This is a genomic window from Streptomyces sp. NPDC031340 (assembly GCF_055569945.1).
Genome location: NZ_JBVIIE010000008.1, coordinates 187,785 through 210,073, shown reverse-complemented (window position 1 = coordinate 210,073; position 22,289 = coordinate 187,785). Strand labels below are relative to the sequence as shown.

Annotated in this window: 17 protein-coding genes; 10 read left to right on the top strand and 7 right to left on the bottom strand. The window is 72.9% G+C overall.

All coding sequences use genetic code 11. The features are described 5' to 3' along the window. The 5 genes from ACZ5GT_RS08520 to ACZ5GT_RS08500 all read right to left on the bottom strand — a co-directional run. Positions 1 to 2,343: AAWKG family protein (locus ACZ5GT_RS08520; RefSeq protein WP_469016987.1), on the bottom strand; the 2,343-nt coding region annotated here is incomplete at its 3' end. Positions 2,344 to 2,374: 31 nt separating this feature from the next. Then, positions 2,375 to 2,845, bottom strand: coding sequence for a type VII secretion system-associated protein (locus tag ACZ5GT_RS08515; protein ID WP_469016983.1), 471 nt, complete (start codon positions 2,843 to 2,845; stop codon positions 2,375 to 2,377). 101 nt (positions 2,846 to 2,946) lie between these two features. Next, positions 2,947 to 3,270, bottom strand: a complete 324-nt coding sequence (locus ACZ5GT_RS08510) for a WXG100 family type VII secretion target (protein WP_469016980.1) — start codon at positions 3,268 to 3,270, stop codon at positions 2,947 to 2,949. Between the two features lie 45 nt (positions 3,271 to 3,315). Next, on the bottom strand, positions 3,316 to 3,558 hold the full coding sequence (locus ACZ5GT_RS08505; RefSeq protein WP_469016977.1) for a hypothetical protein: 243 nt from the start codon (positions 3,556 to 3,558) through the stop codon (positions 3,316 to 3,318). 403 nt (positions 3,559 to 3,961) lie between these two features. Then, positions 3,962 to 4,576, bottom strand: a complete 615-nt coding sequence (locus ACZ5GT_RS08500) for a response regulator transcription factor (RefSeq protein WP_469016974.1) — start codon at positions 4,574 to 4,576, stop codon at positions 3,962 to 3,964. A 708-nt stretch (positions 4,577 to 5,284) separates the two neighbouring features. Here ACZ5GT_RS08500 and ACZ5GT_RS08495 point away from each other — a divergent pair. The 8 genes from ACZ5GT_RS08495 to ACZ5GT_RS08460 all read left to right on the top strand — a co-directional run bounded on the left by ACZ5GT_RS08495 (position 5,285) and on the right by ACZ5GT_RS08460 (position 16,055). After that, complete coding sequence (locus tag ACZ5GT_RS08495) at positions 5,285 to 5,899, top strand: helix-turn-helix transcriptional regulator (RefSeq protein WP_469016971.1); 615 nt, start codon at positions 5,285 to 5,287, stop codon at positions 5,897 to 5,899. 76 nt (positions 5,900 to 5,975) lie between these two features. Then, a complete protein-coding gene (locus tag ACZ5GT_RS08490) occupies positions 5,976 to 8,873 on the top strand; it encodes a SpoIIE family protein phosphatase (protein ID WP_469016968.1) in 2,898 nt (965 codons plus the stop codon). A 208-nt stretch (positions 8,874 to 9,081) separates the two neighbouring features. After that, positions 9,082 to 10,338 (top strand): DUF4190 domain-containing protein, encoded by a 1,257-nt coding sequence (locus ACZ5GT_RS08485; RefSeq protein WP_469016965.1) that lies wholly within the window; start codon positions 9,082 to 9,084, stop codon positions 10,336 to 10,338. Positions 10,339 to 10,485: 147 nt separating this feature from the next. Further along, a complete protein-coding gene (locus tag ACZ5GT_RS08480) occupies positions 10,486 to 11,238 on the top strand; it encodes a GntR family transcriptional regulator (protein WP_469016962.1) in 753 nt (250 codons plus the stop codon). 341 nt (positions 11,239 to 11,579) lie between these two features. Next, positions 11,580 to 11,765 (top strand): SPOR domain-containing protein, encoded by a 186-nt coding sequence (locus ACZ5GT_RS08475; RefSeq protein WP_469016959.1) that lies wholly within the window; start codon positions 11,580 to 11,582, stop codon positions 11,763 to 11,765. Between the two features lie 44 nt (positions 11,766 to 11,809). Beyond that, positions 11,810 to 12,214 (top strand): (deoxy)nucleoside triphosphate pyrophosphohydrolase, encoded by a 405-nt coding sequence (locus ACZ5GT_RS08470; protein ID WP_469016956.1) that lies wholly within the window; start codon positions 11,810 to 11,812, stop codon positions 12,212 to 12,214. 441 nt (positions 12,215 to 12,655) lie between these two features. Then, entirely contained in the window at positions 12,656 to 13,063 is a 408-nt protein-coding gene (locus ACZ5GT_RS08465; RefSeq protein ID WP_469016953.1) for an ATP-binding protein, read from the top strand. 304 nt (positions 13,064 to 13,367) lie between these two features. Continuing rightward, positions 13,368 to 16,055: a SpoIIE family protein phosphatase gene (locus ACZ5GT_RS08460; protein ID WP_469016946.1), complete on the top strand. Its 2,688-nt coding sequence runs from the start codon at positions 13,368 to 13,370 to the stop codon at positions 16,053 to 16,055. Between the two features lie 252 nt (positions 16,056 to 16,307). Here the strand turns inward: ACZ5GT_RS08460 and ACZ5GT_RS08455 are convergent, their stop codons facing one another. Beyond that, on the bottom strand, positions 16,308 to 19,364 hold the full coding sequence (locus ACZ5GT_RS08455; protein WP_469016939.1) for an AfsR/SARP family transcriptional regulator: 3,057 nt from the start codon (positions 19,362 to 19,364) through the stop codon (positions 16,308 to 16,310). Positions 19,365 to 19,620: 256 nt separating this feature from the next. Here ACZ5GT_RS08455 and ACZ5GT_RS08450 point away from each other — a divergent pair, with 256 nt between their 5' ends. Together ACZ5GT_RS08450 and ACZ5GT_RS08445 are read left to right on the top strand one after the other, a co-directional pair. Further along, positions 19,621 to 20,109 carry a hypothetical protein gene (locus ACZ5GT_RS08450; RefSeq protein WP_469016936.1) on the top strand — a complete coding sequence of 163 codons (489 nt, stop codon included), beginning with the start codon at positions 19,621 to 19,623 and terminating at the stop codon, positions 20,107 to 20,109. Between the two features lie 122 nt (positions 20,110 to 20,231). Continuing rightward, entirely contained in the window at positions 20,232 to 20,591 is a 360-nt protein-coding gene (locus tag ACZ5GT_RS08445; RefSeq protein ID WP_469016933.1) for a hypothetical protein, read from the top strand. A 42-nt stretch (positions 20,592 to 20,633) separates the two neighbouring features. Here ACZ5GT_RS08445 and ACZ5GT_RS08440 read toward each other — a convergent pair whose 3' ends face one another. Continuing rightward, positions 20,634 to 22,223 (bottom strand): hypothetical protein, encoded by a 1,590-nt coding sequence (locus ACZ5GT_RS08440; RefSeq protein ID WP_469016930.1) that lies wholly within the window; start codon positions 22,221 to 22,223, stop codon positions 20,634 to 20,636. Positions 22,224 to 22,289: the final 66 nt, after the last annotated feature.

Here is a 22,289-nt window from a genome sequence, read left to right as displayed (position 1 = left end):
GCCGTCGGGTTTGGTGGTGGTGACGGTGCCGTCCGGCTTGATGGTCTGTACGGTGCCGTCCGGGTACTTGGTGGTCAGGGAGCCGTCCGGGTTCAGCACCGTGGTGCTGCCGTCGGGGTTGGTGACGGGTGTGTCGGAGCCGAGCGGATCGGTGTGGGTCGTGCCGTCCGGTGCGGTGGTGGTGACGGTGCCCTTGGACGGGTCGACGATCTCCTTGGAGCCGTCCGGGAAGGTCCGCGTCAGCGTGCCGTCCGAATTCAGCTTCGTGGTGGAGCCGTCCGGCCCGGTGATCGTGTCCGGTGCGGAGTTCAGTTGGGTGGTGTCGACGGTCCCGTCGGGTTTGGTGGTGGTGACGGTGCCGTCCGGCTTGATGGTCTGTACGGTGCCGTCCGGGTACTTGGTGGTCAGGGAGCCGTCCGGGTTCAGCGTGGTGGTGCTGCCGTCGGGGTTGGTGACCGGCTTGCCCCGGTCGACCGGGGTGGTGGTGCTCTTGCCGTCCGGTGAGGTCGTGGTCAGGGTCCCGGTGGACGGATTGAGCACCGAGACGGTGCCGTCGGGGTAGGTGGTGGTCAGCGAGCCGTCCGGGTTCAGCTTCGTGGTGCTGCCGTCCGGGTTGATGATGCTGTCGGCGGACTTCCCGTCCGTCGTGCCGTCGCCCGGGTCGAAGAGAGACCCGTCGGAGGGGAGGTCGTTGAGCGGCGAGGTGACCGGCAGGGTGGAGGGCGCGAAGGGAGAGGTGCCCTGGTCGGTGCCGCCCGCGCCGTTGAGGTCGCGCAGGTTGTCGGTCAGCCCGTTGCCGAAGTCCTTCAGGTTGTCGTTCAGGCCGCTGACGTTCTCACCGATCCCCTTGGCGGTCTCGTTCAGACCTTCGGTGACGTCCTTGCCGAAGTTTTCCATGCCCTTCGACATGTCCTTGCCGAAGTTCTCCAGCCCCTTGTTCAGGTCCCCGGTGAAGTCGCCCAGGCCCTTGTTCATGTTCTGGCCGAACTGGTTCAGCCCCTCCATGGCCTTGTTCAGCGCGTCGCCCTGCTTCTCCGCCTCCTTCTTCTGCTTCTCCGCCTCCTCCTTGCTGAGCTGCGCCTCGTCCTTCTGGTACATCTCGGTGAGGGTGCTGGTCCCCACGGTCCGCAGCGGCGCCCCGACGGCCTTCGAGACGTCGATCCACCGGTTGTTCAGGGTCGACAACGCGCCGCGGGCGGCCTCTTCGACGTAGGAGTCCTGTGCCTCCCGCCACTTCCTGACCGCCGTCTCGCCGAGCCGCTTCCAGGCATCGGGCTTGGTGAGGTCCCCGTACGTGGGGTGGTTCTGCCTGAAGGCCGCAGTCGTGCTGAGCGTGTCCACGTCGTATCCGCCGGACTGCCCGCTGACGTGCCGGCGGCGGGTGAGTATCTGGGTGATGTTGTTCGTGATCAGCCACTGGCTGAGTTCGTCCAGCAACTCCACGACGACCTTGTGCGGATCGTGCCGGCCCGTCGCGGCCCATTCGGCCCACGCCTGCTGCAACGAGCGGGCCTGGTCCCGCAGATCGAACTGGGCCCTGGCCAACGCGTCACCCACGGTGGAGGTGGACCAGTAGCTGTTGAGGGTGAGGTTCGCGGCGGTGTAGTCCTTGCCGCCGAGCTGATCGGCATAGCTGGTGTAGTTCCTGTGCAGCTGTCTGATCAGACCACGGAAGACCCCGGCGGCCTTACCGCGCCAGGCGGACTGTTCCGAGCCCAGGGCCTTCTCCCACTGGTCCAGCACATCGGCCTGGTCGACGAAGAACTTCTTCGCCCGGTCGAACGCCTGCGCCGTGCGCTCGAACGACCCCAGGTCGACGGCGTTGCTGTCCGGCACCCGCTGGCCGTCGTAGGAGAAGTCCTGCGTGGTGTACTTGTTGAAGAGCGCTCCGATCGCCTGCCTGCCTCCGAAGATGTACCTGGCCATGGCGGAGGCGTCCCACTGTTCACCCCCTATGCCGGTGAACGTGTTGTCGCCGTTCCACTGGTCGCTCGCCTTGTCGCCGTTCTCCTCGAACAACGTCGCACGGCCGTTGGCGTCGGCTACCACACCGATCAGCACGATCCGGACCCGGTGCATCTTGACGCCGCTGTGAGCGCCGTCGCCGCCCGAGGAGGTGTAGAAGACAAGGTCGTAGTCCTCGCCCCCGCGCACGTTGCGCCCGATGTCGGACTCCTCCACCGCCCGCGCCGGCAGGGTCTCCACTCCGTGCCTGAAGAGAGGGACACCCTCCTTGCTCTTGAGCTTTTCGAAAAGCTCGCCGCGGCTGGGCATGGCGAATCCGGTGAACAGGGTGACGGCCCTGGCCCAGTAGTCGTCGTCGGTGGTGGTGTCGTCGGCCACAGCGGGGCACTCCGTGGGTGGGAGGGAAAGATCAGGACTTGGTGGAGGAACCGCTCGATCCGGCCCCGGAAGCGAGGTCGCCGTCCACGTCGGCGAACAGGTCGAGAAGCTTCTCGCCGTCGATGGCGGTGAGACTGGCGCCCTGGTTCTTCAGCAGTGTGTCCAGAGTCGCCCGCAGATTGCGCTCGAGATCCTTGAAGAGGGTCTGCTGCGCCTGGAACACGTCCTCGACGGACTTGGCCATGCCGGTCACCTGCGTGACCAGGCTCTTGCCGTGGACCAGGTCGTCGGCGCCCATGGTGCCGATGGCGAGAACCGGGTTCTGGTTCAGCGTCGCAGGGCTGGTACGTCCCTCCACCAGACTGCGGAGCGCCCGGATGGAGGTGCTCTCACCGCCCGGCAGGTCCTCGCGGATCTCCTTCAGCGCCTTGATGAACGCGGCCACGTCCTCCTCGAGGAACCTCTTGAGCTGCCCACTGTCGAGATGCGTCAGATCGGTCACTGTCTGTCTCCTGGATACTCGCCCGCCGTCCGGCCCCTTCAGGGACGGACGGCGGGCGGCGGCGCGAGCGGACGGGGGGAGGGCTCGCGCCCGGGGGTGGACTAGCGGCCGATACCGACCTCGGACCACATCTGGGACAGCGAGTTCTCGCTGTACTTGTAGCTGCCGTGGATGTCGTTCAGCAGGGAGGCGTGCGAAGTGAGCAACTGCTCCATCGTGGCGACCGCGCGGTCCCAGGCGGCCTGCTTCTCGCGGTAGACGTCGGCGTCCGTGCCGTACCACGTCTTCTTGAGCTCACCGAGCTCCGCCTCCAGCGACGCCAGGGTGGTGGCGATGGCCTTGGTCTGCTGGACCATGTCGTCGGCGGCGTTCTGCACGTACGCGTAGTCGACGTGGATGTAACCGTCTGTCAGGTTTTCGGACATCACGCTCTCGTCTCGTGATCGGGGTGTGGGATGAGGAGAACGGGATCAGGCGCCGGACAGCGCCTGGAAGGCCGCCTGGGACGCGTGGGACGCCTGCTGGACCGCGTCCTGCGACGCGGCCTGCGTCTTGGTGTGCTCCTGGAGGCTCACACCGAGCTTGTCGATCATGTCCCGAAGGTTCTTCTGGATGACGCCGCACTGCTGGTCCCAGAGCTCCAGCAGCTGCCCGAACTGCGCTCCGTCGCTGCCCTGGTAGCCCCGCGCCAGGTTGCCCCGGGTGCTGTCCACGTCCTGCCGGCACCTCGTGATGCCACTGAGAGCGGATTCCAGAGCGTGGATACCGTTCCGGGTCGACTGCGCACTCGACTGCTGTCCGCCACCTGCCATGGGTCTGCTCCTGGGTTGATGAGTCGCTTGGCGAGATCGAGACGTAGATTAGGGCCCAATGCGGCTGGGAGCGCTCTCAGTTGAGCAACTTCTGAGCTGTCTGTCTCTGAGAAGTTGCCTTTTCGTACACCGCGACTGTTCGCGAGGGCGGGCGGGAAGCCCGGTCGCCCCGCCCGGACCTGGCGACGGCCGTTCCCGCCGGGGCGTCCGCCGCGGCGGGGTTAGCCGCCGTGCTGCGGCGGGGTGAGCCGCCGTGATGCGGAGGGGGGTGAGCCGCCGCAGCGTCGAGGGTGTTGAGCCGGCGTCAGATCAGCCCCGCGCGTATGGCGTGGGCGACCGTGTGCACGCGGTTGCGCATGCCGAGGCGGAGCTGGACGGAGGTGAGGACGTTCTTGATGGTGCGCTCGGAGTAGTTCAGCTCGGCGGCGATCTCGGTCACCGTCATTCCGGCCGCCGCCAGGCGCAGCACCTCCAGATCCCGGTGGCTGAGCCCGGAGGCGGTCAGGCCCCTCGGCCCGAGCACCTCCCGCTGGACGTGTTCCAGCTGGTCCAGCAGTCGGCCCTGGACGGTCGCGGGCAGGTACGCCTGCCCCGACGCCGCGGCGCGCACGGCCCGTACCAGCGTCGCCGCGTCGACCTCGGCACGCCACAGCACCGCCCGCACCCGATGCCTCACGACAGCGGCCGGCTCGGAGTACCAGCCGCCGTCCGCGACCAGCACGAAGCGGGCCCGCGCCGGCGCGGGCAGACCGCTGAGCAGTTCCAGTGCCGAGGCGTCCACCCGGCAAACCGCGACCACCACGGCCTCGGCCTGCTCGACGGCCGTCAGGGTGATCTGCGGACTCCGGACCAGGCAGGCCTTCAGGGCGGTCTCGGCGAGCGGCTCCTCCGCGTGTACCGCCGCGCGCACCGTCTTCATCCACCCTCCTCGGGAAGCGCTCTCCGCGTGTCCGGCCGACTGCGGCCCTCTTCCGGTCCCGGTTTTGTCCGTGGCCGCGGCGGTGCCGTCCGGCAGGCGAACGGTGGTACGGCACAACGGCCCCGGAACGCCTGGCGCGATCACCGCCCGGTGCTCCGTCCGGGTCGCGGCGCTCAGCCTACGGCAGCCCGTCCGGCCGTATGGAGCACGGGATTCCGGACGCCGTCCCGGAAGGCGGGGAGCGCGCCGTCCCCCGGACCGGCACCCCGTCGGCGAGTGGTGGACCACTGTTCAGGCGCATGCTGTTGTCATGACATATGGCGGAGGTATCCTCAGCCCGACCAGTACCCCTCGGGGTGAGTCCGCGGCTGAGGGGGTGCCCGGCGTGTTCTTCGACGACACCATGCCGACAGGGCTCGGCGACCACGGCCACCCGGCCGGCGGCGAGCGGTAACGGCCGCCCCGCCGCGGCGCGTCGGCCCGGTCGTCGCGACGGCGGCCCGGCCGGCGGTACTGATGCCGCGCAGCACGGGGCCGCACCTCCACAACGACCATGTCACCGGCGGGCCGGAGCCCGCCCGCGGCGCCGGCACCGCTCCGGCCCCACGGGCGACGGCGGTCACCGGACGCCGACCGCACCACACCGCTCGGCCCCCGGGGAGAACGGGGTGCGGTCGTGCCGTCCGCCGGGCTGCTGAGGGGAAGAAAGTGAAACCAGTCCGTGTGGCCCTGCACGCCGCGCAACCGCTCACCAGGATCGGCCTGCTGACGTGGTTGCAGGAGAGCCCCCGGGTCGTCCTGACGGCCATGGAGGAGGCCGAGGCCGTGGTGGTGGCGGTCACGGCGGTCGACTCCCCGGCGCTGGAGGTGCTGCGCGGCCTGCCCGCACCGGCCGGCAGCCGCTTCGTGCTGGTGGTGAGCGGCGGCTGGCACACCGACCTGGCGGTCGTCGCGGAACACCGGATAAGGGCGGTGCTGTGGCGCGCGGAGGTGGACGCCCCGGCGCTGGTCCGGGCGGTGAGTGAGGTGGCGGAAGGGCGGGCGTGCCTGCCGCCGGACGTCCAGGGCAGGCTGCTGGACCAGCTGGAACGGGTCCAGCGCGAGGTGCTGGGACCCCGGGGCCTGACCGCCTCCGGGCTCAGCAGCCGGGAGCTCGACGTGCTGCGGCTGCTCTCCGAAGGGTTCACCCTGTCGGAGATCGCCGTCGAGCTGAACTACTCCGAGCGCACGATCAAGAACATCCTGTCCGCCCTCCAGTGCCGCTTCGGGCTGCGCAACCGCGTGCAGGCGGTGTCGTACGCCATCCGCAGGGGACTCATCTGACCGGTGGCCCGTCTCCGGACCCGCCCGCATCACCGGGGCCATGAAGCCGGGGCGTCGCGCGGCTAGTCTCGGAGGTATGGACGTGCAGGGGTCCGCGCACACGCGGCTGGCCCTCCTGGCGGCGGCCGAGCCCGGCATCGCCGAGAGCCAGGTCTTCCGTCTGGGGCTGCACCACGCGGCGGCGGAGCTGCAGGCGGTGGCGGGCGCCGTACACATGCGCGGGCCGGCCTCCGCGTTGCGCCTCGTGTGCTCGGCCGGCCTGCCACCGGCGTCGGCCGAACGCTGGGACATCGTCATGGAGGACGGGCCCACCGTTCCGGCGGGGGCCGTGCGCGAGGGCCGTCGCACCTGGGTTCCGGCGCGATCCGACGACACCGCGCGATCCGACGACACCGCCGGGATGCCGGCGGGCCCCTGGCCCGGTACCGGCCTCGCCTCCGTCCCGTTCTTCAGCGGTGATCGCGCGGTCGGCGCGATCACGCTGCTCACCGGGGACCGGGGAGAGCCGACCGCGCGGGAGTGGGAGTACCTGCGGGCCGTGGCCGCGTGGACCGAGCAGCGCATGCGCCAGGCGCCGCCGTCCGTCCAGCCGGCCCAGGAGGTGCTGGCGGGCGACCGGCTCCGGCAGGCGCTGCGGGGCGTCCCGATCGGCACCTGGGACTGGGACCTGCGCACCGGCCACCTGGAGTGGGCCGACGCCGCCGTCGCCATCTACGGCGCCCTCCCGGCCGACTACGAGCCCCGCATGGAGAACTGGATGAGGGCCGCCCACCCCGACGACCTGCCGTCGGCGATGGCGGCCGCCGAGCGGGCGATCCGCGACTGCACCGTGTACGAGGCCGAGTACCGGATGCGGCGGCCCGACGGCAGCTACGGCTGGAACCAGGCCCGGGGTTCGGTGGTGTGCGACGAGAACGGCGAGCCCGTGCGGATGGTGGGCGTGGTCTGGGACAGCAGTGAGTCCCGCAGCGCCCGGGACGCCCTCGCCCGGGCACTCCGCATGATGAGCGACGGCTTCGTCCTGCTGGACGACACGGGGCGGATCGTCTTCGTCAACCTGGAGGCCGAGCGCATCTTCGACGCCCCCGAGCAGGAACTTCTGGGGCGCCTGCTGTGGGAGCTGCCCGCCGTGCGGGGCGTCCCCGACCTGGAGCCCCGCTGCCGGAAGGCCGCCGCCGCGGCCGCAGCGCCCGTGAGCTTCGACGTGTGGCTGAGCCCCGACCAGTGCCACCGCCTGCGGCTCGTCCCGGGGCCCTCCGGACTCACCGTCTACCTCACGGACGTCACCGAGAAGCGGCGGCGCGAGGCGGAACGCGCCGCCGCCCGGCGCGCCGCCGCCGAGCGTTCCGCATGGATCGCCGAGCTGACCGCCGCGCTCGCGAGGGCGATGACGTCGAGGGATGTCGTGAACGCGGTCGCCCAGCGGGTGCTCCCGCCGCTCGGCGCGAGCGGGCTGGCTGTGACCACCGTCGTGGGCAGCCGGTTGCACGTCGTCGGAGCCGTCGGCTACCCGGCGCTGATGCTCGACACGCTCAACGGCCTCCGGGTCGATTCGGACGACCCGGTCAAGGACACCCTGCTGACCGGTGCCCCGCTGTTCATACCGTCGGCCGAGGAGTTCATCAGGCGCTACCCTTCCAGGGCCCAACTGCCGAGTCTGGGGCACAAACAGGCGTGGGCCTTCGTGCCGCTGACTGTCTCCGGACATACGTTCTCCGCCTGCGTGGTCTCCTTCGACGAGCCGCGCCGCCTCGACCACGACGAGCAGACCCTCCTGACCACCATCAGCGCCCTGGTCGCGCACGCCCTCGAACGTGCCCGGCTCTACGACGCCGAGCACACCCGTTCCCAGGAACTGCAACGCGCTCTGCTCCCCAGGGAGCTCCCCCGACTGCCGGAGTGCACGGTCGCGGCGCGTTTCCTGCCCGCCACGCAGGACGTGGGCGGCGACTGGTACGACGTGATCCCGCTGTCCGCGGGCCGCGTCGCGCTGGTGGCCGGAGACGTCATGGGGCACGGCCTGTCCGAGGCGGCCACCATGGGCCGGCTGCGGACCGCCGTGCACACCCTGGCCGACCTGGAGCTTCCCCCCGACGAGCTGATGGGCCGCCTCAACCAGATCGTGGGCGGCCTCGGCGGGGACGCGTACGCCACCTGCCTCTACGCGGTCCACGACTCCACCACCGGCGTCTGCACCCTGACGCTGGCCGGTCACCCCCCGCCGGCCGTGGTCGAGCCGGACGGCCGCGTCCACTTCCCCGAGCTGTCCCCCGACCCGCCGCTCGGCGTGGCGCGACCGCCCTTCCGAGCCAGCGAGTTGAAGGTCCGGGACGGCACTCTGCTCGCGCTGTACACCGACGGTCTGGTGGAGTCCGCGGGCCGAGAGATCGGCCAGGGCATGGCCGACCTCGCCACACTGCTGCGGACGGCCGGCCGTGATGACCTGGAGCGGCTCTGCGACCTCGTCACCTCGAAGCTGCTGCCCGACAAGCAGCCCACTGCCCCCGACGACGCGGTCCTCCTCCTCGCCCGTCTCCACACCCTGCCCGACGACGAGATGGCCGCCTGGCAGTTGCCCGACGACCCGCGGGCGGCGGGACAGGCGCGGGAACACGTCCGGGACCAGCTTCCGCACTGGGGGCTCGACGACCTGGTGATGACGAGCGAACTCGTCGTGAGCGAGCTCGTCGGGAACGTGGTCAGGCACGCGCGGGGCCCGGCCCGGCTCAGGCTGCTCCACACCCGGCCGGGCGGTCTGGTCTGCGAGGTCTCCGACGGGAGCCTGACGACACCCCGTATCCGTCGCGCCTCCGTGACGGACGAGGGCGGACGCGGTCTGCAACTGGTCGCGGCGCTCTGTCAGCGGTGGGGCACGCGCTACACGGCGACCGGGAAGTGCATCTGGGCCGAGCAGACGTCGGCCGGGGACGGCCACGAGCCGCCGTGGGAGCCGCCGGCCGACACCGGACCCTGAGCGAGATCCGGGAGATCCGGGAGATCCGCGAGATCTGGGAGATCCGCGAGATCTGGGAGATCCGCGCGCGAGACCCCCGGAGGGTTTCTCCCCGCTGGTTCCGGCGCCGCTTCCCGCCTGGCCTACGATGCGCAGTCGTACCTCAGTTCAGCCGCCGGCCCGTCGCCGGTCCTGCGCAGCCGCCGCCCGACCCAGGAGCACGGTACCGGTGTCCATACCCCCGTCCCCCGGCCCCCAACAGCCGCAAGACCCCTGGCAGCCGCCTCATCAGCCGTCCCCCCAGGGGCCGGCGTACCCGCAGGGACCGGCGCATCCGCAGGGACCGGCGTACCAGCAGGGTCCGCAGGGGCCGCCGAACTCGTACGGGCAACCCCCGTACCAGCCGTGGGCGCAGGGCTACAGCCCCTACCGCCGGCCGGCGCCCGTGAACGGTGTCGCCGTCGGCTCCCTCGTGCTCGGCCTGCTGTGCTGTGTGCCGGGCGCGGGTCTGCTGCTCGGGCTGATCGCGCTGTCGCAGATCCGCCGGCGGGGTGAGCGCGGCAAGGCGCTGGCGGTCACCGGCTCGGTGCTCTCCGGGCTCGGGATCGCCCTGTGGGTGCTGGCGATCGCCGGCGGTGTCCCGGCCGACGTCTGGGAAGGCTTCAAGGACGCCGCCCGAAACAACGGCAGCGCCTACTCCCTCCGTACGGGCGACTGCTTCGACGCGCCCGGCGGTTCCCTGGAGGGCGAGGCCTACGACGTCGACGAGGTGCCGTGCGCCGGGAAACACGACGGCGAGGTGTTCGCCGCCTTCATGATGAAGGATTACGACTCCTACCCCGGCGACGGCAAGGTCACGGACGTCGCCGACGCCCGCTGCTACGCGCTGCGGTACGACTACGTGATGGACTCCTGGGCCGTGCCCGACGACGTGGACGTCTACTACCTGACACCGACCCGGCAGAGCTGGGCCCTCGGCGACCGCGGGATCACCTGCGTCTTCGGCAACACGGACGAGCGGGGCAGCCTGACCGGCTCGCTGCGCGACGACGGCTCCGGGCTGAACGACGACCAGATCGCCTACCTCGACGCCGTCAACGTCGAGAACAAGGTCCTGGACACCCAGCCCGCCGACACCCCCGACGACGACCTCGACGCCTGCCGGGAGTGGGCCGGCCGGCTGTCCGCCGCGCTCACCGAGGAGGCCGGGCTGCTGCGCGGCCGCGCCTGGCCCGTGGCCGCGCAGCAGCCGGTCGCGGACGTGCTCAAAGATGTCGAGGCGGCCCAGAAGGAGTGGGCGCGCGCCGCGCGGGCCACCGACCCGGACACCTTCTACGAGCACTACGACCGGGCGACGGCCCGCTCCGCCACCGACCACTCGGTCACCGCCCGCAAGGCGCTCGGGCTGGACAGCACCCCGCCCGCCGACCCGGAAGGGGACCGCGGCGGCGACAGCGGGGGAAGCGGCGGCGAACTGGAGGTGTGACAACGGCCATAGCGGGGAGAAAGTGCCTGCGTGAAGCCCCCGGGCCCCACACGTCATCACATCGAGTGATTATCTGGCCTTCGCTTGCACGCTCCAACCCTCGGTTGCCAGGCTGTTGCCGTATGTACAACCTGACGGGAGCGGCCAGTGACCATCGGTGAACAGCCGGCGTACCTGCGCGTCGCGGGTGATCTGCGCAAGAAGATCGTCGACGGTTCACTGCCCCCGCACACCCGCCTCCCCTCCCAGGCCAGGATCCGCGAGGAGTACGGCGTCTCCGACACGGTCGCCCTGGAGGCCCGCAAGGTGCTGATGGCCGAGGGCCTGGTCGAGGGCCGCTCCGGCTCGGGGACGTACGTTCGCGAGCGCCCCGTGCCCCGGCGCGTCTTCCGTTCCGGCTTCCGCCCGGACGGCGGCGCCACGCCCTTCCGCCAGGAGCAGGCCGCCGGCGAGGCGCACGGCACCTGGGAGTCCGGCAGCGAGCAGACCGTGGCGTGCGCCGCCGTCGCCGAGCGGCTCGGCATCGACCCCGGAGACCGCGTGATGCGCACGCGGTACGTCTTCCGCGAGGGCGGCGAGGCGATGATGCTCTCCACCTCCTGGGAGCCCCTGGAGCTCACCGGCCGCACGCCCGTGATGCTCCCCGAGGAGGGCCCGCTCGGCGGCATGGGCGTCGTCGAGCGCATGGCGGCCATCGACGTCGTCGTGGACAACGTCACCGAGGAGGTCGGCGCGCGTCCCGGCCTCGCCGAGGAACTGCACGCCCTGGGCGGCGTCCCCGGTCATGTCGTCCTCGTCATCCAGCGCACCTTCTACGCCTCGGGCCGTGCGGTGGAGACGGCGGACGTGGTGGTTCCGGCCGATCGCTACCGGGTCGCGTACCACCTCCCGGTGAAATAGCGCACACCCCTGCGGCGCCCGCGCCCCGCGGCGCCCGCTCCCGTCACCCGCGCGCCCCCTTGGCGGGCCGCTGCAAATTGGCCGTTTTCGCAGGTCGTCCCCTTGCTGCCCGGTAAGCCGCTGACCGGAGGCAGTACGCTTCCCGGACGGCGCACACGGCATCGTGCGCCCCCCTGGTCCTGGCCGGTTGCGTACCTCTTCGTAAAAAGCCGTGTTCGGTGCGTAAAGGTTAGGCGTAGGCTCGGGCATATGCGGATTGCGGTTTCCTTAGCGGGCGGGACCCGGCGCCAGCCGTCGAGCGGCGGTGCACGGGCCGGAGCGGGAAGAAGCGGTGGGGCGCGATGAACGACGGCACGATCACTCTTCCCTGGCTCGTCATACGTCAGGACGACAACGGCAATCGCTACCGCGTGGGCCGGTACGCCACCCGCGCCGAGGCGCAGAAGATCGCCGACAGCCTGGACGCCCGCGGACACAAGCAGCTCTACTGCGTCGAGCGGATCGGCGCGGGCGGCGCCGACGCCTGACGCGCCGCGCACTCCGCCCTCCGGCCTGCCGTAGGCTCCCGCGCATGACGGAACGGATCGTGGTGGTGGGAGCCGCCCTGCTGGACGGCGGCCGCCTGCTCGCCGCGCGCCGCAGCGCGCCCCCCGACCTCGCCGGCCGCTGGGAACTGCCCGGCGGCAAGGTCGAGCCCGGCGAGACTCCCGAAGCGGCCCTGGTGCGCGAACTGCGCGAGGAACTCGGCGTGGACGCCGAACCCGTGGAACGCATCCCCGGCGAATGGCCCCTGAAGCCGCCGTACGTCCTCGCGGTGTGGACCGCCCGGCTGCGCCCCGGCTCCGGTGACCCCGAACCCCTCCAGGACCACGACGAACTGCGCTGGCTCGGCCCCGCCGAACTCTGGGACGTGCACTGGCTCGACCAGGACGTACCCGCGGTCCGCGAAGCGGCCACCCGAATGACCACCGGCTAGCCGCCGCAGGAGCCCGGTGGGGAACCCGCCGTCGGGGACCCGCCCCCCGTGGGCCGCTGCCGGGGCGCGCCGAAGGACCGGCTCCCGCGGACCCGCTGCGGAGGCCCCCTCGCGGGGGACGCGCCCCCTGTCGGGCCCGCCGCCGCGTACCTGCCGGAGGCAGATCCCCACACAACCGCCGCGGGGGAGCGCCCTCGGGCACCTGTTGCGGAAGGGGCGTCGCGGGGGATCCGCCCCAAGGGAGACCGGTCCCGCGGACCCGCCGCGCGTACTCGTCGCCGGGGACCCGCCGCGCGTACCCGTCGGCGGGGACCCGTCCCGGACCCGTCGGTGGTGGGTCACCGGGGCCAGCCGGCGACGGGCGGATTACATATTGCCTGATATCGGGTATCTCCCCAGCAGGCCCATGGAACGGCATGGGAGGGTTCGGGGGCCTGGGAAGTGATCGGTGTGTTCGACACCGTGGGCGACTGCGCCGAGTGGACCTTCGCCGCGGAACCGGGCGCCGCCCGGGCCGCGCGGGCCGCCGTGCGCGGCCGGCTGCGCGCCTGGCGTCTCGACTCCCTCAGCGACCTCGCCGCCCTGCTGGTCAGCGAGTTGGTGACCAATTCCCTGTGCCACGCCACCGGCCCCATCGGCGTCCGCCTCGTGCGCCCCGCCGCCCCGGACGACGTCCTGCTGGTGGAGGTCTCCGACTCGCTCCCCGACCTGCCCCTGGAGCGCGAGGCGCACGCCGAGGACGAGAACGGCCGCGGCCTGATGCTGGTCGCACTGACCTCGCGCCGCTGGGGCACCCGGCCCGGCGCGAGCGGAAAGACGGTGTGGTTGGAACTCGCCGTGCCGGGCTGACTCCCGCCGCCGCGGGACGGCCCGCCGGGTGTACGACCGGCCGGAACCCGTCCCGGGACCTGTACGGCCCACCGTGCCCTGTCCACCGGGCGGTTCGCATCAGCGACCGCCGTCTCCGGGCGGGATTCGAGGACGTGTCGGCTGGTTAGAAGACTTGAAGTGTTCTCGGAGCCGGGACCGAAAACCGTCGGGACCGTGCTGTGATCGTGAACACCGTGTTGTAAGGCGCCGTAGTGCTGGATACTGCGGGCAGCCGCCGTCGGTGACCGGTGCCGGAGGCGGTGAGCTGGAGGGGACGGTTCGCGTGAGCGAGATACCAGCGAGGGCCACGGAGTCCGAGGACCCGTCGGACGGCGCGAGGGCGAGGACCGCGGGCGATGCCGGCGCGTCCGCGGCCCGCGGCGCGACGGGCCGGCCGGGGCTGTCCTCCTTCGGTTACGCGAGCCGGGACATGGGCCTCGGGGACGTGCCGCCCCCCGGCGACGCCGTGTGGCAGAGCAGCCCGCCCGGCTCGATCTACGACTACATCAAGGTGGCGTCCTTCTCCATCGGCCCCGATGGGCTGGTCGACCAGTGGAGCCTGCGCGCCGAGCAGATCTTCGGCATCCCGGTCGAGCGCGCCGTCGGCATGGATCCCATCGAGGCGTTCGTCGACTCCGACCTGCGCGAGCGGGGCCACCGCAAGATGGCGGAGATCCTCGACGGGCGGGAGTGGACCGGAGTGGTCCCCTTCCGGCTGCGCGGGTCGGTCCGGGGAACCGGGGCGCGGGAGGGCCTCGCCGAGGTCTACGTGATGCCCACGCAGACCGAGGACGGCGAGAGGGCCGCCGTCTGCATCGTCGTCGACGTCCGCACCCTGCGGAACATCGAGACCGACCTCGCGGCGTCGCAGGCGATTTTCGGCCAATCTCCCTTCGGTTTCCTGCTGATCGACACCGACCTGCGGGTGCGCCGCGCCAACCAGCGGTTCGCCTCCCTCTTCGGCGGCTCCCCCAACGAGCACCGGGGCAAGGGCGTCCACGACTATCTGCCGCGCTCGGAGGCGGAACGGGTCGCCGCCACCCTGCGCCGCGTCCTGGAAACCGGCGACTCCATCACGGACATGCACGTCACCGGCTTCCTGCCGGGCTCCGACGAACGCCGCCACTGGTCGGTCAACCTCTACCGCGTGCACAGCGGTTCGGGCCGCCCGATCGGCATCGCCTGGCTGGGGATCGACGTCACCGCCCGGCGCGCCGCCGCCCGCGAGGCCGCCGCCGCGCGGCGCAATCTCGCCCTGCTGAACGAGGCCGGCGCCCGCATCGGCAACTCCCTCGACCTGGAGACCACCGCCCGCGAACTCCTGGACGTCGTCGTCCCCGGCTTCTGCGACCTGGCCACCGTCGACCTCTACCAGGGGCTGCTGGCGGGCGACGAGACCCCGCCCGGTCTCGCCGACGGCAGCGCCCAACTGCGCCGGGTGGCCTTCGCCAGCGCCGTCTCCGACGCGCCGTTCGCCGGCACCGGGGCGCCCGTCGCCGTCGGCGCGGTCCACCACTTCCCCTTCAACTCCCCCTGCGCCGACGCCCTGCGCACGGCCCGCACGAAGTTCGTCCCGGCCGAGGAGGGCGGGCTCGTGCAGTCCACGCTGGCCGTGCCGATGGTCGCGCACGACACCGTCGTCGGGCTCGCCCAGTTCGCCCGGACCAAGGGCAGCGAGCCCTTCGGCGACCGGGACCGCGACCTCGCCGTCGAACTGGCCGCGCGGGCCGCCGTCTGCATCGACAACGCCCGCCTGTACCGGCGCGAGCACGAACGGGCGCTGATACTGCAGCGGTCGCTGCTGCCGCCGGGCGACCCGGTGGCCGCGGGCCTGGACATCGCGTGTCGCTACCTGCCCGGCAACTCCTCCTCCGACCGGCCCACCGAGGTCGGCGGCGACTGGTTCGACGTCATCGAACTGCCCGGTCACCGTACGGCGTTGGTCGTCGGCGACGTGATGGGCCGCGGTCTGCGGGCCGCGGTGGCCATGGGTGAACTCCGCTCCGCGGTACGCACCCTGGCCCTCCTGGACCTCGAACCGGCCGAGGTGCTCAGCGCGTTGGACGAGATCGCCCGCGGCCTCGGCGCCCCGGGCGGCGTGCAGCAGGCCACCCGCGCCGCCCGCCGCCCCCGCGAGGCCGACCTGTCCGAGGTCTACCTCGCCACCTGCGTGTACGCGGTCTACGACTCCGTCACCCGCCGCTGCACCTTCGCCAACGCCGGCCACCTGCCACCCGTACTGGTCGAACCCGGCGAGGCCGCGCTCATGCTCGACGTGCCGCCGGGCATGCCGCTCGGCGTCGGCGGTGAGCCCTTCGAGGAGGTGGAGGTCGACCTGCCCGAGGGCGCCCTCCTCGCGCTCTACACGGACGGCCTGGTCGAATCGCGCGACCACCCGCTGGACGAGGGGCTGCAGGCGTTCGTCGGGGCCCTCACCGACCCCTCCCGGCCGTTGGAGGACGTCTGCGACCACGTCCTGCACACCCTCGACAGCCACCACGGCGAGGACGACATCGCCCTGCTGATGGCCCGCGTCCAGGGCCTGCCCACGGAGTCGGTCGGCGACTGGACGCTGCCGCGCGAGCCGCGCAGCGTGGGCCGGGCCCGCGAGTACGCGCGCGGGCAGCTGCTGTCGTGGGACCTGGAACCGCTCGTCGACACCACCGAGCTGCTCGTCAGCGAGCTGGTGACGAACGCGCTGCGCTACGGCGAGGGCGAGATCAGGCTGCGGCTGCTGCTGGACCGCACCCTGGTCTGCGAGGTCTGGGACTCGGGCCTGGTCCAGCCGCGCCGCCGCCGCGCCCGCGACACCGACGAGGGCGGCCGGGGCCTGCAACTGGTCGGTCTCCTCAGCGCCGCCTGGGGATCCCGCCGCACCCCACGCGGAAAGACGGTGTGGTTCGAACTCCCCCTGCCGGACGGCGAGACGGGCCTCACCGACCCGGCGGAGGCCCTCCTGAGCCTCTTCTGACCCACCACCGATCCCGGCAACCGTCCGCGGCCCACCAGCCCCAACCGTCCGCGGCCCACCAGCCCCAACCGTCCGCGGCCCGCCGGCCCCCGACCGCGTGGGGTCCACCGGTCCCGGCGACCGCGTGGGGCCCGCCGGCCCCCGACCGCGTGGGGTCCACCGGCCCCGACGACCGCCTGCGGCTCACCGTCCCCGACAACCGCCGCGGCCCGGCGACGCCGAGCCGACGCGGTGGCCGACCGGTGTGGGCCGTCAGGCCTTCCGCAGCTCCGCGGCCTCGTCGCGGGCCCGAGCCGCGGCCCGGTGGTCGCCGGCCTGGGTGTGCGCGGTGGCCAGGGTGTCGAGGGCGACGGTGAGCCAGGTGTGGGAGCCGATCTGCCGCCAGAGCCCGACGGCGGCTTCGGCGCGTCTGCGGGCGAGCGCCGGGCGGCCTGCCGCCAGCTGCGCCTCCGCGAGGGCGTACAGGGTGGCCGCCTCGCCCCAGAGGTTGCCGAATTCCCGGTACGTCCACAGGCTCTGCGCGAGCAGCCGGCGGCCTTCCCGGTGCTCGCCCTGGCGGACCAGGATGTCCCCGAGCCAGCAGGCGGCGTGATTGGCGGTGAGGCGGTCGCCGAGGTCCGCACTGATCGCGACCGCCTGCCGGTAGGCGTCGGCGGCCGCCGGGTAGGCGCCGAGCGCGCGGTGGCTCTGGCCCAGACAGCGCAGGGCCTGCGCCTCCCCTGGCCGGTAGCCCGCGACCCGGCTGGCCCGCAGGCACTCCGTGAAACGCTCCACCGCGGCCTCGACATTTCCTTGCTCGAGGTCGATGACGCCGAGGCCGTTGGTGGCGTAGACGAGACAGTTGACGTTGCCCGCCTGCCTGGCCAGCTCGGCGGCCTGCTCGAAGTGGAGCACGGCGGAAGAGTACTGGCCGAGCAGCCGGTGCACGTACGCCAACCCGGCGGTCGCCCCCGCCCGGTAGGCCGGTCCCTTTCCCTCGGCGAGCAGCAGCGCCTGCTCGAAGTGGTTCAGCGCCTCCGGATACCGGTCGAGGATGGTGGTGAGTTCGCCGAGGCAGCGGTGGAGCTTCGCGGCGCTGTGCCGGTCGCCGCTGCTCAGCGCCGCCTCGAGCGCCCGGTTCTGCAGCCGCTCCCAGTCGTCGAAGTGGCCGCCGACCTGGAACAGGGTGGTGAGGGCGGTGGCCAGCCCGGCGGCGGGTGCGGCGTCCGCCCTGTCCAGCGCCTGCTCCGCCACGTCGATGAGGAACTGGCGCTCGTCGGTGAACCAGGCCAGCGGGTCGGCGAGCAGCTGACCGGTGTCCGCCGGGGAGAGCCGCCAGGAGACCAGCTCCGTCTGGGAGATGCCCTGGAAGTCGACACTGAGGGTGTCCGCGGCGAGGTCGGCGAGGTGGAGGCTGGCCCCGAGCAGCCGGGTGAGTGCGGCCCTGCGGTCCTGGTGATGGACGTCGTGATCCGAGCGTTCCCGGCCGAACAACCGCACCAGATCGTGCAACTGACAGCGCATTCGGCCGACGCCGGTCGATCCGGTCTGCACCAGGTGCACCTCGACCAGATCGTCGAGAACGGCCTCCGCCTCGGACAGGCCCACGTCCAGCAGCGCGGCCAGCGCCCAGGCGGCGAAGTCGGGGCCGGGAAGCAGGGCGAGCATCCGCAGCGCGTGCCGGGTCGGCGCGGCCATCCCCTGGTAGGTGAGTTCGAGGCTGGCCCGCACCGCGATGTGGCCGACGGCCAGCTCGTCGAGCTTGCGTTCCTCGTCGGCGAGGGCGCGGGCCACATGAGCCAGGGGCCAGTGCGGTCGCGCGGCCAGTCGCGCGCCGGCCACCCACACCGCGAGCGGAAGACCACCGCAGGTCTCCACGATGGAGCGGGCCGAGTCGGGCTCCGCGTCGGTCCGGTCCGGGCCCAGCATCTCGCGCAGCAGGGTGAGCCCGGTCGCGGAGTCCAGCACGTCCAGCGGCAGCCGGCGGCAGACCAGCTCCGCCATCGTCGTGCGGCTGGTGACGACGGCGGCGCACCTCGCGCCGCTCGGCAGCAGGTCGCGCACCTGCTGGGCCCCGGCCGCGTTGTCCAGGACGACCAGTACCTGCCGCCCGGCCAGCAGGGAGCGGTAGAGGTGGACGCGTCCGGTCAGTTCCGCGGGCACCGTCCCGCCGCGGACGCCGAGCGCGCGGAGGAAGGCGCCCAGGACCATGAACGGATCGGCCGGATCGTCGCCGAAGCCACGCAGATCCGCGTGCAGTTGACCGTCCGGGAAGCGGGCGGCGAGCCGGTGGCCCGTGCGTACGGCGAAGGCCGTCTTGCCCACCCCGGCGGGGCCGGTGACCAGCAGGGTGAGCGGGCCCGGGCCGTCCGCGCCGAGGAGCCGGCAGGCCTCGTCCACCTCGGCGTCGCGGCCGACGAACAGGGAGAGGTCCGCCGGCAGGAGCCGGGGCACGAGCTGCCGGCCCGTCACGGGGGGCACGCCGGCGCCGCGGTCGTCATCCGGTTCCGGTTCCGGTTCCGCTTCCGCTCCCGGTTCCGCTTCCTCGTCGGCGGACCGCGCGGCGACGAGGACGGCGGCCGGACCGGGACCGCCGGACAGATCCGGATCCCCGGCCAGGATCCGCCCGTACAGCCGTTGCAACGCCGCGCCGGGGTCGACCCCCAGCTCGTCGGCGAGTCGCCGCCGGGCGCGCTCGTACTCCTCCAACGCCTCCGCCTGCCGCCCGCACCGGCACAGGGCGAGGACCAGCTGCCCGACCACCCGCTCGTCGAGCGGATGCCTCTCGGCCCGGGCCGCCAGCTCGCTCACCATCCGGTCATGCTGTCCCAGGCGTAATCGGACGTCGACGAGATCCAGTCGGGCGGCCAGCCGCTCGCCGTCGAGGAGCTGGCGCTGCGCGTTGAACCACGGGGCGTCCACTTCGGCGAACGCGCTGCCCCGCCACAGCCCCAGAGCCTCCCGCCACAACGTCTCCGCCTGCTCGTCCGCGGCCGCCCGGCGGGCCCGGTCCGACAGGTCCCGGAAGCGGTGCAGGTCCACCGCGGCCCCGCCGAGGTCGATCACGTAGCCGCCGGACCGGCGGACCAGACGGACGCCGTGCGGCTCCAGCCCCCGGCGCAGACGGGACAGGTACGCGTACAGCGTGTCGCGGGCCCGGTGGGGCGCGCGGTCGTCCCACACCCGGTGGAGCAGCCGGTCGGCCGGCACCGGACGGCCGGCGTCGACCAGCAGGGCCGCGAGAACACCCTGCTGCCGCGCATGTCCCAGGGCCACCGGCCGCCCCTTGGCCCGTGCCTCCAGCGTGCCCAGTAACCGGAATTCCAGCATTCCGTGTTCCCCCCTCACGCCGGTACCGACCCGGCGGGCACCACTGTGCCCAGCCGCGCAAGGTTTCTCGCAAGGTCTCTCGCAAGGTTTCCCGAAGGTCGGCCGTACATGGTTGCCGAGGTGTCCAGAACGGTGCGGCTCGCCGCCCGGAACAGCCCGGCGCGGCACCGGCACCGTCCGGTCACCTCACCGCCGGCGCCGCACGCCGGGTCCACCGGAGAGCACCGCCGCGAACCGACGACCAACAAGGAGAAGCATGCGCACGATGCGTTCGGCGACCGGAACCGTCGCCATGCGGAGACGAGTCGGCCCCTTGATCGGTGGGCTGTCCCTGGCGATGGGGCTGGTGGCGCTGACCCCGTCCGTCGCTTCGGCGGCGGACGGCTGGCAGGCGGCCGGCGACGTGGCCGACAGCACCTTCGACAACGACCGCGGCAAGGTGTGCCTCGACACGGACGGCCTCGTCCCGCTCGGGTACGGATGCTTCCAGAGCTACGGAGAGTGGTTCTGGCTCAAGGACGAGAACGCCAACAACATTCCCGTTGGCATCTCCTGGACCTACGAGGGGCCGACCGGCCAGTACCGGAGCGGCATGGTCTACGACACGCACGGCAAGGCCGCCGGGTGGACCAACCTCAACAAGAGCTTCGTGGACGGCGGAACACTGCGCTTCAACGTCTGCCAGGTCAATGTGACGACCCAGAAGTTCTTCAACTGCGGCATCACGGGTTCCGTGACCACCTGACCGGTCCCTTCGACGGCCCGCCCCGAGACCCCGGGCCGGCAGCGGGCAGCCCGTCCGCGTACGCCCGGCCCGGACCGCTACCAGCGGTGAGAACCAGATCCACTGACGAGAGGGAATCCGACATGCGTACACACCGTGCCCTGGCGGCCGCCACCGTGCTCGCCACCGCCCTCACGGTGGGCGGCATCACGGCGACCACAGCGAGTGCGACCGCGAGCACCACCGCGGTCACCTGCAGCGGCTGGTCGCACTCCGTCCAGGACGGCCGCACCGGCGCCGTACGGGCCTCCGCCGCTCCCGCCGCGGTCCACACGGGCCCCTACGGAGCCTGCACCACCGTGGGCACCATCGGCGACGGCGTGCCCATCCAGTACGACTGCTACGTGCGGAACGACTACGGCAACACCTGGACCTGGGTCCACGGGTTCGGCTGGGTGTTCGACGACTACCTCGTCGGCAACGGCGCCTACGACCCCTGCTGAGTCGTGGCCGTCCCGGCAGCCCGCGGGCTGCCGGGACGCCGGCTACCGGGGCTGCCCGGGGGGCGGGGTGCCGAGGCGGGCGCGGGTTCTGGGGCCGCCGAAGGCCGGGGGCGTGCCGGTGTCCAGCAGGACGCCGGCGAGGACCGCGTCGGTGAGGTCGTTGGCGTTCCGCATCGCGTCGCGTGCGCGGTCGCGGGCGTCCTGTTCGGCCAGTTCGAGGGCGCTCCGGGCCAGTGACTCGGCGGTGAGGAGGCCCGGGGCGTCCGTGACGAGCAGCCGTTGCGCCTCCGCCAGCCTCGTGCGGGCGGTGCCGCCGACGGCTCCCCGGTGGGTCGCGACGAAGCAGGCCGCGGTGTCGGCGGCGTCGCGCGCGACGAGCAGCGCGGCGGCCGACAGCACCCCGGCCTGTCCGCCGAGCGGCACCACCGCCCGCACCACGCGCCGCAGCGCGTCCAGGGGGTCGTACCGGCCGGAGGCCACCTCCTCCCGTACGTCGGCCAGGACCCGGTCGGCCCGCGCGGTGTCCGCCCCGGCCTCCCGGGCCGCCGCGAGCTCCGTCTCCGCGCCCGTCAGGGTGGCCGGCAGCAGGCTCTCGGCCCTGGCCAGGGCAGCCGCGCGGTGGTCGACCGCGGTCAGCAGCGTGGCGGCCTGGGCCGTCGCGCCCTCGGCGGCGCGCAGGTCGCGGGCGGCCGGTCCGCCGCGGCCCAGGTCGGCCGACTGGTGCGCCCGGTTGAGCCGCGACGTGGCGAAGAACAACCGGTCCGTGGCCTGTTCGGCGTGGCCGGTGACGGCGCGGGTCGCGGAGGGCGCGTACCGCCCGGCGAGCTGCACGAGCGTCGCCTCGGCGGCCGTGGCCCGGCCGGTCAGCTCCCGGAACCGGACCTCCGCGATCCCCAGTGCCCCGCCCACGCCGCCGTCCGGGCCGCGCAGCCGGTCGAAGGCGTCGGCCTCCGCGTCCAGCCGTCTCCCCGCCTCCTGGCACCGTCCGACGATGCCCGCCAGCATGTGGCGCCGGGCCGGCTCGTCCTCCGGCACCTCGTCTTCGTACCGCTGCCGCATCCGGAAGGCGGCCGACAGTTCGGCTTCGGCCTCCCGCACGGCTCGCGTGAACGGGGCCACCGCCGCCGCCCCGGACAGCGCCTCGGCGAAACCGAGTTCCTCCCGGCAGACGCGCACGCAGTCGTCGGCCTCGGCCAGCAGCACCCCCGCCCGCTCCTCCAGCTCGGGCAGCGGCGGCCCGGCGGCGGGCGTGGCGCCGGTCCCGGGAGCCGCCGCCGTCCGCGTCCGGGTCCGGGTCCGCCGGATGTGCCGTACGTAGCCGAATCCGGCCAGCGCCCCCACCGCGCCCCCGATGGCGATCGGCAGCGCCAGGTCGGCCGCCGACGCCCCGTCGCCCGACCGCGCGGCCGCGGGCGCGGCGGGCGCGGCGGGCGCGGCGGACGATGCGGGCGCCGCGGGCGCGGCGGGGTGCTCCACGCGGGCAGGCGGAGCCGCCGCGTCACCGTGGGCCGTCATCCCCGGCAACGCCAGCCACACCATCCCGGCGAACCCGCCGAGCACGGTGTGCAGCACCCGCGCGGATATGTGGCAGGCCGCGCGCCGCGGCCGGCCCCGGATCAAGGACGAGGTCACCTTTGGGAGCGTATGAGCCGGAATGCGCCCGCGCGACCGGGGACGGGCCGCCGGTGCGCCCCCGCC

What these genes read in the sequence shown, in the direction of transcription:
- ACZ5GT_RS08510 (WP_469016980.1), bottom strand. Translation starts at nt 3,270, where the DNA reads ATGTCCGAAAACCTGACAGACGGTTACATCCACGTCGACTACGCGTAC.
- ACZ5GT_RS08500 (WP_469016974.1), bottom strand. Translation starts at nt 4,576, where the DNA reads ATGAAGACGGTGCGCGCGGCGGTACACGCGGAGGAGCCGCTCGCCGAG.
- ACZ5GT_RS08490 (WP_469016968.1), top strand. Translation starts at nt 5,976, where the DNA reads ATGGACGTGCAGGGGTCCGCGCACACGCGGCTGGCCCTCCTGGCGGCG.
- ACZ5GT_RS08475 (WP_469016959.1), top strand. Translation starts at nt 11,580, where the DNA reads ATGAACGACGGCACGATCACTCTTCCCTGGCTCGTCATACGTCAGGAC.
- ACZ5GT_RS08470 (WP_469016956.1), top strand. Translation starts at nt 11,810, where the DNA reads ATGACGGAACGGATCGTGGTGGTGGGAGCCGCCCTGCTGGACGGCGGC.
- ACZ5GT_RS08455 (WP_469016939.1), bottom strand. Translation starts at nt 19,364, where the DNA reads ATGCTGGAATTCCGGTTACTGGGCACGCTGGAGGCACGGGCCAAGGGG.
- ACZ5GT_RS08450 (WP_469016936.1), top strand. Translation starts at nt 19,621, where the DNA reads ATGCGCACGATGCGTTCGGCGACCGGAACCGTCGCCATGCGGAGACGA.
- ACZ5GT_RS08445 (WP_469016933.1), top strand. Translation starts at nt 20,232, where the DNA reads ATGCGTACACACCGTGCCCTGGCGGCCGCCACCGTGCTCGCCACCGCC.